16 protein-coding genes and 1 tRNA gene are annotated in these 15,285 nt (G+C 69.6%); 3 read left to right on the top strand and 14 right to left on the bottom strand.

Translation table 11 applies throughout. The features are described from left to right. Nucleotides 1–261: 261 nt before the first annotated feature. The 6 genes from thrB to ACFY2Z_RS30245 form a co-directional block, all read right to left on the bottom strand. Nucleotides 262–1,179, bottom strand: a complete 918-nt coding sequence (gene thrB / locus ACFY2Z_RS30270) for a homoserine kinase (protein ID WP_390747259.1) — start codon at nt 1,177–1,179, stop codon at nt 262–264. Between the two features lie 242 nt (nt 1,180–1,421). Further along, the gene (gene thrC / locus ACFY2Z_RS30265; RefSeq protein WP_390747258.1) at nt 1,422–2,480 is read right to left on the bottom strand and encodes a threonine synthase; all 1,059 of its coding nucleotides are present in this window, start codon (nt 2,478–2,480) and stop codon (nt 1,422–1,424) included. A gap of 6 nt (nt 2,481–2,486) precedes the next feature. Further along, nucleotides 2,487–3,779, bottom strand: a complete 1,293-nt coding sequence (locus ACFY2Z_RS30260; RefSeq protein ID WP_390747257.1) for a homoserine dehydrogenase — start codon at nt 3,777–3,779, stop codon at nt 2,487–2,489. Between the two features lie 169 nt (nt 3,780–3,948). Beyond that, nucleotides 3,949–5,340: a diaminopimelate decarboxylase gene (lysA, locus tag ACFY2Z_RS30255; RefSeq protein WP_390747256.1), complete on the bottom strand. Its 1,392-nt coding sequence runs from the start codon at nt 5,338–5,340 to the stop codon at nt 3,949–3,951. Between the two features lie 24 nt (nt 5,341–5,364). Continuing rightward, nucleotides 5,365–6,774, bottom strand: coding sequence for an ArgS-related anticodon-binding protein NrtL (nrtL, locus tag ACFY2Z_RS30250; RefSeq protein ID WP_390747255.1), 1,410 nt, complete (start codon nt 6,772–6,774; stop codon nt 5,365–5,367). A gap of 128 nt (nt 6,775–6,902) precedes the next feature. Further along, on the bottom strand, nt 6,903–7,535 hold the full coding sequence (locus ACFY2Z_RS30245; RefSeq protein ID WP_390747254.1) for a response regulator: 633 nt from the start codon (nt 7,533–7,535) through the stop codon (nt 6,903–6,905). A 57-nt stretch (nt 7,536–7,592) separates the two neighbouring features. On the opposite strand from ACFY2Z_RS30245, the gene ACFY2Z_RS30240 reads away from it, so the two are divergent. Together ACFY2Z_RS30240 and ACFY2Z_RS30235 are read left to right on the top strand one after the other, a co-directional pair. After that, nucleotides 7,593–7,664, top strand: a tRNA-Arg gene (locus ACFY2Z_RS30240). Between the two features lie 229 nt (nt 7,665–7,893). Then, on the top strand, nt 7,894–8,361 hold the full coding sequence (locus tag ACFY2Z_RS30235) for a hypothetical protein (protein WP_390747253.1): 468 nt from the start codon (nt 7,894–7,896) through the stop codon (nt 8,359–8,361). A gap of 77 nt (nt 8,362–8,438) precedes the next feature. Here ACFY2Z_RS30235 and ACFY2Z_RS30230 read toward each other — a convergent pair whose 3' ends face one another. From ACFY2Z_RS30230 to ACFY2Z_RS30195, 8 genes are all read right to left on the bottom strand, one after another. Continuing rightward, nucleotides 8,439–9,818, bottom strand: a complete 1,380-nt coding sequence (locus ACFY2Z_RS30230) for a tyrosine-type recombinase/integrase (RefSeq protein ID WP_390747252.1) — start codon at nt 9,816–9,818, stop codon at nt 8,439–8,441. Continuing rightward, complete coding sequence (locus tag ACFY2Z_RS30225; protein WP_390747251.1) at nt 9,815–10,027, bottom strand: helix-turn-helix transcriptional regulator; 213 nt, start codon at nt 10,025–10,027, stop codon at nt 9,815–9,817. The genes ACFY2Z_RS30230 and ACFY2Z_RS30225 overlap by 4 nt, the downstream gene beginning before the upstream one ends. Continuing rightward, entirely contained in the window at nt 10,017–11,387 is a 1,371-nt protein-coding gene (locus ACFY2Z_RS30220) for a replication initiator (RefSeq protein WP_390747250.1), read from the bottom strand. The genes ACFY2Z_RS30225 and ACFY2Z_RS30220 overlap by 11 nt, the downstream gene beginning before the upstream one ends. Beyond that, complete coding sequence (locus ACFY2Z_RS30215) at nt 11,384–11,644, bottom strand: hypothetical protein (RefSeq protein ID WP_390747249.1); 261 nt, start codon at nt 11,642–11,644, stop codon at nt 11,384–11,386. Before ACFY2Z_RS30215 ends, ACFY2Z_RS30220 begins: the two co-directional genes overlap by 4 nt. Before the next feature lie 104 nt (nt 11,645–11,748). Further along, nucleotides 11,749–12,093: a hypothetical protein gene (locus ACFY2Z_RS30210; protein WP_390747248.1), complete on the bottom strand. Its 345-nt coding sequence runs from the start codon at nt 12,091–12,093 to the stop codon at nt 11,749–11,751. Between the two features lie 32 nt (nt 12,094–12,125). Next, the gene (locus ACFY2Z_RS30205) at nt 12,126–12,320 is read right to left on the bottom strand and encodes a hypothetical protein (RefSeq protein WP_208898814.1); all 195 of its coding nucleotides are present in this window, start codon (nt 12,318–12,320) and stop codon (nt 12,126–12,128) included. Between the two features lie 12 nt (nt 12,321–12,332). Further along, a complete protein-coding gene (locus tag ACFY2Z_RS30200) occupies nt 12,333–13,655 on the bottom strand; it encodes an FtsK/SpoIIIE domain-containing protein (RefSeq protein ID WP_390747247.1) in 1,323 nt (440 codons plus the stop codon). Next, the gene (locus ACFY2Z_RS30195; protein ID WP_189891650.1) at nt 13,655–14,002 is read right to left on the bottom strand and encodes a hypothetical protein; all 348 of its coding nucleotides are present in this window, start codon (nt 14,000–14,002) and stop codon (nt 13,655–13,657) included. The genes ACFY2Z_RS30200 and ACFY2Z_RS30195 overlap by 1 nt, the downstream gene beginning before the upstream one ends. Nucleotides 14,003–14,203: 201 nt before the next feature. Between ACFY2Z_RS30195 and ACFY2Z_RS30190 the strand changes: the two genes are divergently transcribed. Beyond that, nucleotides 14,204–14,944, top strand: a complete 741-nt coding sequence (locus ACFY2Z_RS30190; protein WP_306191880.1) for a GntR family transcriptional regulator — start codon at nt 14,204–14,206, stop codon at nt 14,942–14,944. The last annotated feature ends 341 nt before the right edge of the window (nt 14,945–15,285 follow it).

The raw sequence follows: 15,285 nt of genomic DNA, 5'->3' as shown, positions 1-15,285 counted from the left end.
CGCCGTGGCACCCGGTTTTGTGTCACGCGGCTCGGTCACGCCGATTCCGGAGCGTGCTCGGCAAACAGCTCAGTGTTCGCGTACGACATACCGCTCACGTACGTGATACGGAACACAGTGCGATTTGGGAAGCTCCCGGAAGAGAGGTTGTCCCGGACGGGGACACGAAGCACCTCGCCATGGCTGGGTCAGGTGCAGACTTGAGATTAACACTACCGGATCCAACAAACATTCCCCCTCTCCAAATCCGGCGACCGTGTGTCAGGGCGCAAGCGGCAACACGCTCGCTCCCCGGCTGTCGAGGTCCAGCCGGTTGGCGGCCCATCCCTCGCCCGCCAGGTCGGCCACCTTGTCGGCGCTCGCGTCGTCGGCCAGCGCCAGCACCGTGGGTCCCGCGCCGGAGATGACCGCGGGGATTCCGTCGGCGCGCAGCCGTTCCACGAGCGCGGCACTCTCGGGCATCGCCGGGGCCCGGTATTCCTGGTGGAGCCGGTCCTCGGTGGCGGGCAGCAGCAGCTCGGGACGCCTGGTCAACGCCTCGACGAGCAGGGCGGCGCGGCCCGCGTTGGCCGCAGCGTCGACGTGCGGCACGGAGCGCGGGAGCAGTCCGCGCGCGGTCTCCGTCAGCACCGGCTTTCCGGGCACGAAAACCACCGGAACGATGGAATCTGCGGGATCCAGGCGGATCGCCCGGGCGCCGCCGCGCTCCATCCAGGACAGGGTGAACCCGCCGAGGAGACACGCCGCGACATTGTCCGGGTGTCCCTCGATCTCGGTGGCGAGTTCCAGCAGTGCGGTGTCGTCGAGCCGGCTGTCGCCGCCTATGGTCACGGCGCGGGCGGCGACTATGCCGGCGCAGATGGCGGCGGAGGACGAACCGAGGCCACGGCCGTGCGGAACGCGGTTGGCGCAGACGATTTCCAGGCCGCGGGGCTGCCCGCCGAGGATGTCGAAGGCGGCGCGCAGAGCCCGTACGAGCAGATGGCTCTCGTCCCGCGGGAGCGTCTCGCTGCCCTCGCCGGCGATGTCGATGTGCAGCCCGGAGTCGGCCACCCGGACGACGACGTCGTCGTAGAGCCCCAGCGCGAGGCCCAGGGCGTCGAAGCCCGGGCCGAGGTTGGCGCTGGTGGCGGGGACGCGCACCCGGACGGGGGCGGCGCGGAACGCTGGACCGGCCATCGCTCGATGACTCTCCTTGAGCTGCGTGATGGTCGAATGAATTCGATGCGTACGGAAGACCCGGAGGCCGCAGAGACGACGCGGCACCGCGGCATATGCGGCGGGCGGGTTCAGTACAGCCTATCGAAGGAAGGTTCTGTGGCGACATAGGGCGCACAGGAGGCGCACGATGCGTGTCGTAAGCCCCCTGTGCCCCCTCTGCCGGTTGTCCTCATGGAGGTTGTCCCCCGAGGGCACCCGGGTTACGCGAGTCCGAGCCGCTCGGCCGCCGTAGCCGCGTCGACCGGCACCGTGACCGGCTGCGGGGCACCGGCGACGGCCCAGTCGGGGTCCTTGAGCCCGTTGCCGGTGACCGTGCACACGATCCGCTGGCCGGGGTCCACCCTGCCCTGCTCGGCGGCCTTCAGCAGACCGGCCACGGACGCGGCGGACGCGGGCTCCACGAACACGCCCTCCTGCGCGGCCAACAGCCGGTAGGCGCGCAGGATCTCACGGTCCGTCACCTCGTCGATGGCACCGCCCGACTCGTCCCGCGCCGCCAGGGCGTAACTCCAGGACGCGGGGTTGCCGATCCGGATGGCGGTGGCGATGGTCGAGGGGTCCTTGACCACCTCGCCGCGCACGATCGGGGCCGAACCGGAGGCCTGGAAGCCCCACATGCGCGGGGTACGGCCGGCGACGCCGTCGGCGGCGTACTCCTTGTAGCCCTTCCAGTAGGCGGTGATGTTGCCGGCGTTGCCGACCGGCAGGACATGGATGTCGGGGGCGTCGCCGAGCATGTCCACGATCTCGAAGGCCGCCGTCTTCTGACCCTCGATACGCACCGGATTGACCGAATTGACCAACGCCACCGGGTAGTTGTCGGACAGCTCCCGCGCCAGCGTGAGGCAGTCGTCGAAGTTGCCGTCGACCTGGAGGATCTTCGCCCCGTGCACCAGGGCCTGCCCCATCTTGCCGAGCGCGATCTTGCCCTGCGGCACCAGAACGGCCGACACCATCCCGGCGCGTACGGCGTAGGCGGCGGCCGAGGCGGAGGTGTTGCCGGTGGAGGCGCAGATGACCGCCTTGGCCCCCTCCTCCTTGGCCTTGCTGATGGCCATGGTCATACCGCGGTCCTTGAAGGACCCGGTGGGGTTGGCACCCTCCACCTTCAGGTGGACCTCGCAGCCCGTGCGCTCGGAGAGCACCTGCGCGGGCACGAGCGGCGTGCCGCCCTCACGGAGCGTGACGACCGGCGTGCTGTCCGACACAGGCAGCCGGTCCCGGTACTCCTCGATGATTCCGCGCCACTGGTGGGTCATTGCTGGTTACTCTCCTTCAACCCGCATGATGCTGGCGACACCCCGCACGGTGTCGAGCTTGCGCAGCGCCTCGACGGTCCCGCTGAGCGAGGCGTCGGACGCACGATGGGTGACGACGACGAGGGAGGCCTCCCCGTCCTTACCCTGCTGGCGAACCGTATCGATCGAGACGTCGTGCTCGGCGAAGACGGTGGCGACCTGGGCGAGAACACCCGGTTTGTCGGCGACGTCGAGGCTGATGTGGTAGCGCGTGACCACATCGCCCATCGGCGACACAGGCAGGGCGGCGTAGGCGGACTCGCCGGGCCCGGTGGCCCCGTTGAGCCGGTTGCGGCACACGGCCACCAGATCGCCGAGCACGGCGGAGGCGGTCGGGGCGCCGCCCGCGCCGGGGCCGTAGAACATGAGCTGCCCCGCGGCGTCCGACTCGACGAACACGGCGTTGTACGCACCGCGCACGGAGGCGAGCGGATGGGTCAGCGGAATCATGGCGGGGTGCACGCGCGCGGTGACCGAGCCCCCGTCCGCGGCCCGCTCGCAGATGGCGAGCAGCTTGATGGTGCAGCCCATCTCCTTCGCCGAGGCGAAGTCGGCGGCGGTGACCTCGGTCATGCCCTCGCGGTAGACGTCGTCGAGGCGCACGCGCGTGTGGAAGGCGATCCCGGCGAGGATGGCTGCCTTGGCGGCCGCGTCGAAGCCCTCGACGTCAGCGGTGGGGTCGGCCTCCGCGTATCCCAGCGCGGTGGCCTCGTCGAGCGCCTCCTGGTACCCGGCCCCCGTGGAGTCCATCTTGTCGAGGATGAAGTTCGTCGTCCCGTTGACGATCCCCAGCACCCGGTTGACCTTGTCGCCGGCGAGGGACTCGCGCAGCGGCCGGATCAGCGGGATGGCACCGGCGACGGCGGCCTCGTAGTAGAGGTCGCGGCCGTGCTCCTCCGCCACCGCGTGCAGGGCCGCCCCGTCCTGGGCGAGCAGCGCCTTGTTCGCGGACACGACCGAGGCGCCGTGCTCGAAGGCGGTGGTGATGAGGGTCCGGGCGGGCTCGATCCCCCCGATGACCTCGACGACGACATCGAGGTCACCCCGTTTGACGAGGGCGGTGGCGTCCGTGGTGACGAGCTCGGCGGGAATGCCCTCCCGCACCTTGGAGGGCCTGCGGACCGCGACCCCCGCCAGCTCGACGGGGGCCCCGATCCGGGCGGCGAGGTCGTCGGCGTGCGTCGTCATGATGCGCGCCACCTCTGAGCCGACAACCCCACAGCCCAGCAGCGCCACCTTCAGCGGACGCGTACGCATCATCCGACCTCGTTTCCTCATACGGTCTACGGTGGATCCAGTCTCACTCACCGGACGGGGCTTTCTGCCCTTTGTCCGGATCGTGAGACATCTATTTCATCTTGTCAGCGGCGCAGGACAGGAGATCTTCCGCCGATCCCCGGGGCCCGGCCCAGACCCTCCGGAACGGTCGTCATCCGACATCGAGACGGAGCAGGTCCTCCTCCGTCTCCCGGCGGACGATGACCCGGGCCTCCCCGTCGTTCACGGCGACGACGGGCGGCCGGAGGGCGTGGTTGTAGTTGCTGGCCATGGAACGGCAGTACGCGCCCGTGGCCGGTACGGCGATGAGGTCGCCCGGCGCGAGATCGGCGGGCAGAAACGCGTCCTTGACCACGATGTCCCCGCTCTCGCAGTGCTTGCCGACCACCCGGACCAGCATGGGCTCGGCGTCGGAGGTGCGGGAGACCAGGGCGACGCTGTACTCCGCGTCGTAGAGCGCGGTGCGGATGTTGTCCGACATGCCGCCGTCCACGGAGACGTACGTACGCAGCCCGTCGAGCGGCTTGATCGTGCCGACCTCGTACAGCGTGAACGCGGTCGGCCCGACGATGGCGCGCCCGGGCTCGACGGAGATCCGCGGGGTCCGCAGCCGCGCCGCGTCGCACTCACGGGAGACGATCTCGCTCAGCGCCTTGGCGATCTCGTGCGGCTCCCGCGGATCGTCGTCGCTCGTGTACGCGATCCCGAGCCCGCCGCCGAGGTCGATCTCGGGCAGCTCGATGCCGTGCTCGTCCCGGATGTCCTTCAGGAGCCCCACGACGCGGTGCGCAGCGACCTCGAAGCCCGACATGTCGAAGATCTGCGAACCGATGTGGCTGTGGATGCCGATGACCTCCAGCCCGTCGAGCTGAAGGGCACGACGCACGGCCTCGGCGGCCTGCCCGTCCGCCAGCGGGATCCCGAACTTCTGGTCCTCGTGGGCGGTGGCGATGAACTCGTGCGTGTGCGCCTCCACGCCGACGGTGACCCGGATCTGCACCCGCTGCCGCCGGCCCAGGGACGAGGCGATGTGGGCGACCCGCACGATCTCCTGGAAGGAGTCGAGCACGATCCGCCCGACACCGCTCTCGACGGCCCTGGTGATCTCCTCGGTGGACTTGTTGTTCCCGTGGAAGGCGATCCGCTCCGCGGGCATGCCCGCGGCGAGAGCGGTGGCCAACTCGCCCCCCGAGCACACGTCCAGGTTCAGCCCCTCCTCGTGCAGCCAGCGCACGACGGCACGGGACAGAAACGCCTTCCCCGCGTAGAACACGTCCGCGTCCGGCCCGAAGGCGGTACGCCAGGCGCGCGCCCGGGCCCGGAAGTCGGCCTCGTCCAGGAAGTAGGCGGGGGTGCCGAACTGCTCGGCAAGGGTCTTCACGTCGATCCCGCCCACCGTGGCGACGCCCTGGCCGTCACGGGTGACGGTCTGCGCCCACACCTTGGGATCGAGGACGTTGAGGTCGGCGGGCGGCGCGGAGTAGTGGCCCTCGGGCAGCACGTCGGCGTGGCGGGGCCCGGCGGGATGTGCGGAACGGCTCATGTCGGTCTGGGCTCTCTCGGGATCTCAGAGGTAGTCGGGTGCGCTGATGCCGAGCAGGGACAGGCCGCCGGCCAGCACCGTCCCGGCGGCTTCGGCAAGGGCGAGCCGGGCGCGGTGGGCGGCCGAGGGTTTCTCGTCGCCGAGCGGGAGCACGGTGTGCTGGAAGGCGAGCAGCCCGTCGGCGACGGCCACGAGCTGCCGGGCGAGCCGGTCGGGCGCACGGTGGGCCGCCGCCTGGGTGAGGGCGTGCGGATACGCACCGAGGGCGCGCGTCAACGGCGCCGCATCGGCTACGTCACCGGGCACCGCGCCGAACCCGAGCCGGCCGGCGTTGCGGCCGAGGGCACGGGCACGCGCATGGGCATACCGCACACGGAAGAGAGGATTGCTCTCTCGCTGCAGCAGATGATCGGCGGTGATCCGCGGCCGGTCGTGCGCCGCGGGGTGCAACAACGCCCATCGAGCGGCATCGGGTCCGAGCGGCGCGGGATCCTCCGGCGCGGGAACGGGCCGAAGATCGACGGCTTCCCCGGCCCGCACATGATGAACCTCGGCACGCCCACCCTGGGTGGCGATGATCCGCACCAGGGTGTCGGCGACGACCTCGGCACGAATGTCGTAGGGGATCCGGAGGGGGATGACCTGACCGATGAGGGTGGGGGTGTGGCCGTAAGGGAGGGCCGGCGTGGTGGGGGTTTGGGTGCCGGGGGTGTTTGCGGGGGTGGGGGTGTTTGGGGTGGTGGGGGGTGGGGTGCGGGGGGTGGTTTGCGCGTCGGCGCCGATGCCTGCGTCGACGTTGACACCTCGGTCGCCGTCGATACGGCCGTCGACGTTGACGCCTCCGTCGACGCTGACACCTCTGTCGGCATCGACACCAATCTCGCCCACGCCACGCACGCCGCCCCGGCCACTCATGTCACCCACGCCACCCACGCCGCCCGGGCCACTCATGTCACCCACGCCACCCACGCCGCCCGGGCCACTCATGTCACCCACGCCACCCACGCCGCCTGGGCCACTCATGTCACCCACGCCGCGCATGCCACCCACGCCAGCCACGCCACCCAAGTCACGCATGTCACGCATGTCACGCATCGCGACGTCGCCGGAGCGCTGGAGGATCTCCCGGACGAGAGCCGCGGTGGCGGTGGCCCGTTCGAGGTGGATGTTGAGAAAGCCCGGCCCGGTGATCTCGACATCGGCCACCCCGGCGGTCTCCCGGAGCAGGGGCCGAAGGATCTCGGCGACATCGAGGGGCGCACGCCCGGCAGGACGGGCCAGCTGAAGCGCGATGTTCGTGGCGTAGTCACCACGGCCCCCGGGCCCCGGCGGAGCGACCACGGCACGCGCCGGCACGGCCACCGTCAGCTCCCCGCCCTCCACAGCACGACGCACCGCGCACAGCACGGTACGGGAGAGCTCAACGGGGGTCACGGGACAAGGGTAGGCGAGGAGGGGGGTGGGTACGCGAACGGGTTTGGGCGAAGGTCCGGGATGTGGACGGGGCACGCTCCGGGCTCCCGGGCACGGCGAGGGCGTGCTCGATGCCTACGGGCGCCCACTCAGCTGCCGGCTGCCCCCAACTGCCCCAGAAATCCCACTGGCCCCATCTCCCCCGCCTGAGGATCACCACGGTCGGCGCCACTGCGGCAGCTGTCGCTGTTGTCGCTGTTGTCGCCGCCGAGGTCAGAGGAATAGTCGTAGGCACTCCCCGGCCCACGACGGCCCATCAGCTCCTTGACGAGCTGCACGAGTTCCAACGGCTCGAAGGGCTTGGCGAGGAACGCGTCGACACCGACATCGAGGCCACTCTCGACCTCGTGCTGGGTGCAGGCGCTGATGATGGCGACGGGCAGGGAGCGGGTGCGGGGGTCGGCACGAAGCCGGGCGACGGTCCGCAAACCGTCGAGCCGCGGCATGACGACGTCCAGGGTGACGAGATCGGGCCGCACCTGATGGACGACGTCCAGACACTCGGCACCGTCGGCCGCGGTCACGACCTCGAGACCCTCCAGCTCGAGGTTGACCCTGATCAGCTGCCGGATGACCTTGTTGTCGTCCACAACAAGAACCCGGCCGGACGCGCCTGACACAACTCGAGAGTAGGTCCGCCCAACCGGCCGCGTACGGGTTTTCCCCACTTCCACCCCGTCCGGGGGACCCCGCCCAACGGGACCACCAGGGAAACCGTTCATGACGACCCCGAAAGAGCTGGTAGGGTTCTACCCGTCGCCGCGAACACCGCGAGACACGCCCCCGTAGCTCAGGGGATAGAGCAACGGCCTCCGGAGCCGTGTGCGCAGGTTCGAATCCTGCCGGGGGCACTTCGTGTGAAGTGCCTAAAGACCCCGCGACCAGCGAACTAGCTGGATGCGGGGTCTTCTTGCATGCGCAAGCGGATGCGGTCAGACGCAGCCCCATGACAGTGATCACGTAATGACCGCGTAATGATCTTGGGGTACGTCTCTGCAGGTCACGCCAACTATCGAGAGCTTTCGGGCGAGTCTCATCAAACACCTGGGCACGCAGACGATCTTGTGATGTTCTGCTCCTGTGGATGGTGTCCTCTCGGCCTTAATCGCGATCGTCGGAACGCTGCTGGGCTCCGCTGTGACGCACGCATTCCAGCGCAAAGCGTCTGCACACGACCGAGTGTTCGCGGCTCAACAGCAACTCCGCGCGGATCGGATGACCGTGTACAGCGACTTCGCCGGAGCGCTGACAGAGTTCCGACGCAGCCAACAAGATCGCTGGCACCGCAAGAACGAGGACCCAGACGGCTCCGCGTTCATCGCAGCTCGCACAGAGGCCTACCGGCTCCGCGGGACCGCCCTCCACTCGCTGTTCCGAGTCCAGCTCATAGCGAGCACGCAGACGCTGATCGACACCGCGCAAAATGCCTACGACCTCACATCCAGCTTGCACAAGGCAAACGACAAGACAGAGCTGAGTGCCCTCGGAGCACAGGCACGAGAGGCCCTGGAGCAGTTCATCACCATCGCCTCTTCGGACGTGCAGTGACGCCGAGGGAGCCCCAGATCTCTCCGGGGCTCCCTCGGTGACTCGACCAGACCATGCAGTGGTCACATGGCTCGCATTTACACGTCCTCCTCCCCCAGCCCCTTCAAGATCCGGTCGTTCATTTCCTGCTCCTGGCCGTCGATGCACTTGGCGTAGATCTTCAGCAGGACGTCCACCGAGTGGCCGGCGCGAGCCGCCACCTCCGGAGCGGGTACGCCGGAATTGAGCCACTGGGAGACACCCGCGTGTCGGAGGTCGTACGGACGGGCCGCCAAGACGGAGGAGACCTGTTGGGGCGGGAACGCCAGCGCGCGGGCTTGCTTCCACGCACGGGAGTACGAGGACGCCGCTACGACGTTCCCCCGCTCACTGGCGAACAGCCGACCATCCTCCGCGGTGCCGAACTCCTTGATGTGCTCGCGGAGCATCCGTACCAGCGGAGGCGGAATTGGCACAATGCGAACCTCACCACTCGCCCGCTGCTTCAGGCCCCGCCGGTCGTGTGCTTCACCAGAGTCCGTCCACGCCTTCCCAGCAGTGGGCCGGGTCTCCGCCAGCTCGATACGGCCCCAACCCGACGGCGGAAGCGTGCAGTCGGAGCGTCGAAGGCCAAGGGCCTCCCCCGGCCGCATGGCCGCGTAGTACAGGCACCCGAAGAACGCCCGCAGCCGTCGGCCACTCGCCCGCTCATAGCCACCCACATACGTGATTGCGGTCAGCAGTTCCCGAGCCTGCCGAGGGTTGACCACCACCCGGCGGTCAACCTCCTGCAGCGCCCGTTTGCCCCGCTTGCGTCGGATCCGGCTCAGCGGGTTGGAGGGCAGGTGCTCCAGCTCCACGGCATATTCGAGAACGTTGAAGACCACGGCACGCCGCCGCCGGTACGTCTGCGTCGCCGCAGACTTGCCGTCCAGCCTCCGGCCCAGCGCGTCGATCAGGTCATGCACCCGGGTGATCTCTTGCAGCTCCGCCACCGGCAGCGACGCCTTCTCGATCCACTTCACCGCCGCCGCGATCTCCTCCGGCCGCTCCCGCTCTCGGCGAGGGACCGGCAGGACATACGAGCGCAGCGCCCGCCGCAGAACATCAGGACCAGGCCGCCCCCGTCCCGGTTTGACCAGGACGGGAACGACCGTCGCCAGTGCGTCCGTCACGCTGTCCCGTTGCTTGGCCGACGCCTCCGCCCACCGGGCATCCACGTACTTCACCGCCAGGTCCAGGAACGACAGGGCCGCTTTGCCACCGTGCAGCGAATCGGGCAGGCCGGTCACGGTGTCGAACGGCTCGCCCTTGTCCGCCGCCCTCAGGAGCTGAGACCGGAAGCGGTCAGCCAGTGCCTTGGTCTTGTAGGACTCGTGGAACGGCTGGCCGTCCACGGACCAGCGGACGAGATGGGTGGGCTTCTTCGCCGAGCGGTTGACACTGAGCTTCCAGACGACGACCTTGTACGACTTCACGACGCAGCCCCCTCTGCCCGCTTCTCCAACCACTCGTTGAGCACGTCCCGGCGGACCCTCAGCTCCCCGTTCGGCAGCCGGATGCAGGCCGGAGCGAGCCGCAGTTCCCGCCAGCGGTAGAAGGTCCGCCGGGAAATGCCGCCCAGTTCGTCGAGCACCTGCCGGACCGTGAGCAGTTCCGCCGGTTTCGCACGGCCGTCACGCGCCATGGAGACCACCGCCCTCCCGCACCGAGGCAGCCAGGAGAGCCGCTTCCGGCGAGTAGCCGCGCCCCGCGTACCGCCACTCGCCGACCGTGACCGTGGGATGGTCGGCCAGGCCGAGGGAGGCTTGTTGCTGCTCCGCGCGGTGGTCCGCACGGGCCTGTCGGAGGGCGGTCAGCGTGGTCGAGTAGCGGCGTGACTTGGTGGAGAAGTGGCCGCCGTACCCGAGCATGTGGGCCCAGCGTCGCAGCCCGAGCGGCCCGAACTCAGGCAGGCCGCCGAGCCACCAGCACGTACCGATCATCCGCAGCACATGCGCACGAACCGGCAGCATCACCATGTCTCGCGCGTGATGAATGCGACCGTCCACCGCACCGGCGGACTCTGCCCCCTTGGTGGCGTACTTGGCGATGTAGCCCGCCACAGCTCCCGCAGAGGCAGGCCGCTCCCCTACGTCCCGCCCGTACGAGGTGACCGGCCGTGCGTCGACCTGCGTGCCGAAGCGCAGCACCCGCGGACCGACCACATCCGCGCCCGGAGCGGCCAACCGCACCCGAACGACCACGGCCCGTACCGCGTCCACCAGGAGCCGGACGGTCGCCCAGTGGGGCGGAGCCGAGCCGGGCCCGTCCGGACCGTCGAGCCGGATCACGGCATGGAAGTGGACCAGGCCCCGCCGCTGGTACTCAGCGACCTTCGCGTACGAGAGCCTGGCAACCTCCCCGAACTCCGTACGGGACAGCCCGGCCCGCCGGGCGACCTCCCGCCGGAGCTCCAGCCCGAATCGGTGCCAGAGCCGACCGGCGAACGCGTGCCAGAGCACGGCCCCCGCGTAGTCGTAGCAGCGCGGACAGAGCGGTTCGCCGAGACGCGGATCATCCGCCGGGTGCCGCTCTCGACATCCGGCCGGAGTCCCATGCGGGCAGCACTCCCCCGCCCGACGAGGCCGGCAGGCCCGCACGCGCCCATCTCGCTCACGGCGCGTGTGGACCGGGCCGAAGCCGGGAGCGGTGAGCGTGGCGAACACCCGCGGGTGCCCACTCACCGACTCTGGAACGCTCTTGCCGCCGACGAGACCGGTGCGGATGAGGTGATACGTGTCCGCCCGGTACAGGCCCGAGCAGGCCGGGCAAACAGTCGCCCGCCGGTTGCCGCACCCGGTGAGCAGCCGACCGCCATAGGTGTCCGAACTGTAGGAGAGCAGGGCCGCACCGGTCCTCGTGTCGTAGACGGTTGCGGCACCGACCAGATGGATGGGGTTAGTGCACCCACCGAGGCGGACGATGTTCCGGCGCCAGGCGACGAAGTCCGGCTCCGCCGCCCTGGCGACCAGCGCGGCAGCACCCACCGCAAGCCGAGTGGTCATCGGCGACCACCCCCGCGCCCGAAGGCCTGCCCCATCACGGCCGCGATCCCCTCCGGCCGAGTCTTGGCGCTGAAGCGAAGCGTCGGGTCCGTGAGCCAGAGGGCGGCAGCGTGCGCGGGGCACAGGCGCTGCTCGGCTCCGTCGAGGCCGACCAGGACGATCTGTTCCCGTCCGTCGCAGGTCGAGACCTGCGCGTCACGCTGCCTGAGTTCACAGTCGCGCAGCGGGGATTTGCGCGAATGATGCGCGGTGGACAAAGTGTGAGTGCTCCTTTCACTGCTCACGTGGCGGATGGAGTGGGTTCCTGACGGGGTCGGGTTTGGCGACTTCGCGCCCCGTCGGGAGCCCGTCGTACGGGCAATCACTGCAGTTCCTGGCCGGCCGCGTGGTCCCAGGCAGCCTCCGAGGAGAACGCGACGGCGTCCAACTCGCCCGGCACCCCGGCGACGCCCAACGAGATCGGCCCGAAGTCACGGCGTGCGGTGAAGTAGCCGAGGCCGATGTCCTCCGCCAGGACGCGGAGCGGAGCAGCGACGGACTCCACGCCAGCTCGGCGAGCGGCAGGGTCAGCGGCGTCGACCAGGACGATGACGGACGCGTGACGCGGGACGACGACTGCCGGGTTGGCGGTCAGGAAGTCGACCAGCTCCCGCAGACCGGCCAGGAAAGCGGCGCGGTCACCGGAGCGGATGACGTAGTCGGACACGGAAAGTTCCCTTCTCTGGTGAGTGGGCGTGTTCAGAAGCGGAGATGGCCGAGGAAGCCGTTCACGCCGTCGAGGAGCGTCTGAACGAGCGGCGCGGCCAAGGTCCGAGAGAGCAGGAAGCCGAAGGCTCCGCAGATCAGCGCGTCGACCCACCGCAGGTAGCGAATGCGCAGGAGGAACCAGATCAGCAGCCCGAGCAGCAGAACGGCGGACATGGACACCAGCACGGCAGGCCCCTTTCACGGCGCTTCGACGTGCAGTTCGGAGAGGACCGGAGTCAGGTGCGCGTACTCGGCGGCAACGGCTTCCGCCTCCGACTCCGTGATCAGGTGGGACCGGGCGCGTTCCCAGCCGTCACCGGAGGCGAGAACAGCCGTACCGGCCTGTTCCGGGGTGATGGCCTGCGCCGCCTTCAGGGCATCGGGGTTGAGATCTCCGAGCGCCATTTCCGCCGTGCCGGGATCGGCCACCCGGTGGCACACTCGGCCGCCGAGCTGTGCCCGCAGGGCGGTGACGCCGGGCCCCAGGTCGGAGCCGACGCGTTGGCCGGCGACGACGAGGAAGACCCCGAGAGCCGCACCCAGTTGGGCCAGCCGGATCAGCGCCGTACCGGCAGCCTGCGCTTCGTCCTTCTCGTTCCGGCTCGCGACGAGGAACAGTTCCGCGATCTCGTCGACGATCACGACGACGGGGACCGGGCGTTCCTTGTCCGGCAGACCCCAGATGTTCCGGACGCGAGCCGCCCGGCAGACGGTCATGCGGTCTAGAGTCAGCTCCACGAGGGCAGCCAGCAGCCGGACGGCCTGCTCCCGGTTGGTCGCGAGGGCGGACAACCGCGGTTCGTAGAGGGACAGTTCCATGCCGCCCTTGCAGTCGATGCCGACCAGGGCGACGGGTTGCGGAGCGAGGCCCGCAACGAGTGCGTTGATGAGTGTGGACTTGCCGGAGCGGGTGGCCCCGACGATGAGCCAGTGCGGCACGCGTCGCAGGTCGAGCACCCACGCGGCTCCGGTCTCCAGCGCGCCCACGGTCACTCGGAGCAGATGGCCGGGCCCTCGCTGCTTCGGCACGCGTGGAGCAGCTAACGGATCAGCCGCCGACGCGACGACGCGTACGACTCCCGGCCTCCAGGAGGTCACCCGCACCGCGTGCACCTGCCAGCTCTCCGTCATGGCGGGCGCGGCCTTGACGAAGTCTTCCGGCACCTGCCCCGGCAACAGCCGCGCCAGCAGGACGAAGCCACCGGAGGTCGGGCGTATGAGGCTGCGACGCGGTACGCGCGGTTGTGGCGGAGGTGCTCCATTGCCGACGAGCCCGGACACGACCGTCAGCGCCGGCCGACGGCTCACGGCGAGTCCGCATCCAGCCATCAGGGGCCTCCAGGTGCGCACGACCCGGAGGGCCGCAGCCGGGTAGCCGAGTAACAGCCACCAGGTCACGGGGTAGCGGCGGCGCAGGGTCGGACCCGCAAGAAGCAGGCCCAGCACCAGCACTGCGGCCACCACCAGCACCCAGTTCGGCCCGGTCACACCGGCCGAAGTGGCGGAGGAGGCCAGGTTCATCACTGCCCGGCCCCCTTGCCCGCCGAGGCGGGAGCGCTGAGGGGCCGGATCTCCGCCGCCCGGAACGCGATGCCATGCCGCCCCTCGTTCTCCCACGGGGTGGCGACCAGGTCCCGCACAGTCACCGGCATGCCGAGCTGCACACCGGCCGGTTCACCGGCCACGCTCACGGTCACGACGTCGGCCGACGCACCGGCCATCAGGCACAGACCGACCTGGTACATGGTCTTGCCGGTCTCGCGGTCCACGCGAAGCTGACCGGTCTCACGGTTGGCGACCCGCGGAGCCGGGGGCACGGCGCAGATGATCCCCGTGAACTTCGCGGTGTCGATCGGAAGGCTTGCCACTGTTCGGATCTCCTCATCTCTGTCACCGAAGGCCTCTCCTTCGGGTTGCTAGACGACCCGTAGTACGGGTGCAGAACAAGAGTGGCCACCCGTAGTACGGGTTGTCAACCGACTCGCGATACGAGAAGCTGTCCACGAACGCGGACAGGGGCCTCTACGAGGACGGAACTGCCGCAGAGACCACGGCCATGGAGGGCCCGCATGCCGCCAAAGGGCACGCAGCCGAAGTACCGGCAGATCGCCGACTACCTGCGCGATGGCATCTTGGACGGCACGTTCCCGGCCGGCCAACCGCTCCCGTCAGAGGAGGCGTTGGCCAAGCAGTTCGGTGTGACGCGTCCCACGGTCCGCCAGGGTCTGAGCGAACTCCGGGCGTCCGGCCTCGTCGAGGCCATCATGGGCCGCGGCACCTTCGCCCGCTCTCCCCACAGCCGCCCCAGCCACACGCGCCCTCGCGGTGTACGTCGGACCACGGACGGCCGCTACGTCGAGGCAGACGGCATCACCTGGGCGGACGCCGAGCCCCCTGTAGCCACCCGCACCGACGCCCCACTTGCCCTCGCGGACCTACTCCGCATCCCGCCAGGCGAGCCGATGTTCACGTACGACGCCCTACAGACCGCGGACCACGGCCGCCTACGCCAACTCCATCGAACTTATGTCCCGTTCTCGGTGCTTATCGACACCAAGTACGAGGAAGAAGCCCCACCGCCGGCACCGGAGCTCTACGCTGCACTCGCCGACCTGGGCCACGAACTCCACTTCACGGAGTACGTCCGCACTCGAATGCCCCTGCCCGACCAGGCCCAAGCGCTACGGCTCGCCGACGGGGTACCGCTGCTCCACATCCTCCGCGTGACGCTCGCCGAGTCAGACAAGCCCCTCGCCCTGGAGGAGTTCCACCTCCCGGGCGACGAGTTGGAGCTGTCGTTCCGGCTGTAACACGGCCCAGGTTGGCTCAGACTTTCTCTACGTCATCAAGGCGGCTCGCTCCGCTCACCGCGCGCGTCCCGGCCCCCGGCCGGGCCTGCGCTCCTGTCTTCGCCCCGCTCCAGCCCGGCCGGTGCCCGTGCCGCGCTCCTGCGATCAGTTGCCTCACGTCAGAGATGGAGTACGTCGTGGCTGGGGCGGTCGGCTCCACGGCTTTAGGCAGCCACTTTGGCGCGAGCCTCGAAGATCATGGCCCCAACGTCGTGCTTTACCGGGCAGGTCCACAGACTGCCCGACGCGCCGGAAGCTTACGGGGCCATGATCACTCGCGCCAAAGCAGCTCCAGCCCAAAG

The organism is Streptomyces sp. NPDC001222 (assembly GCF_042896945.1).
Taxonomy (GTDB): Bacteria; Actinomycetota; Actinomycetes; order Streptomycetales; family Streptomycetaceae; genus Streptomyces; species Streptomyces gibsoniae.
The sequence above is the reverse complement of the archived record's forward strand: the minus strand, read 5'-3'. Positions and strand labels throughout refer to the sequence as shown.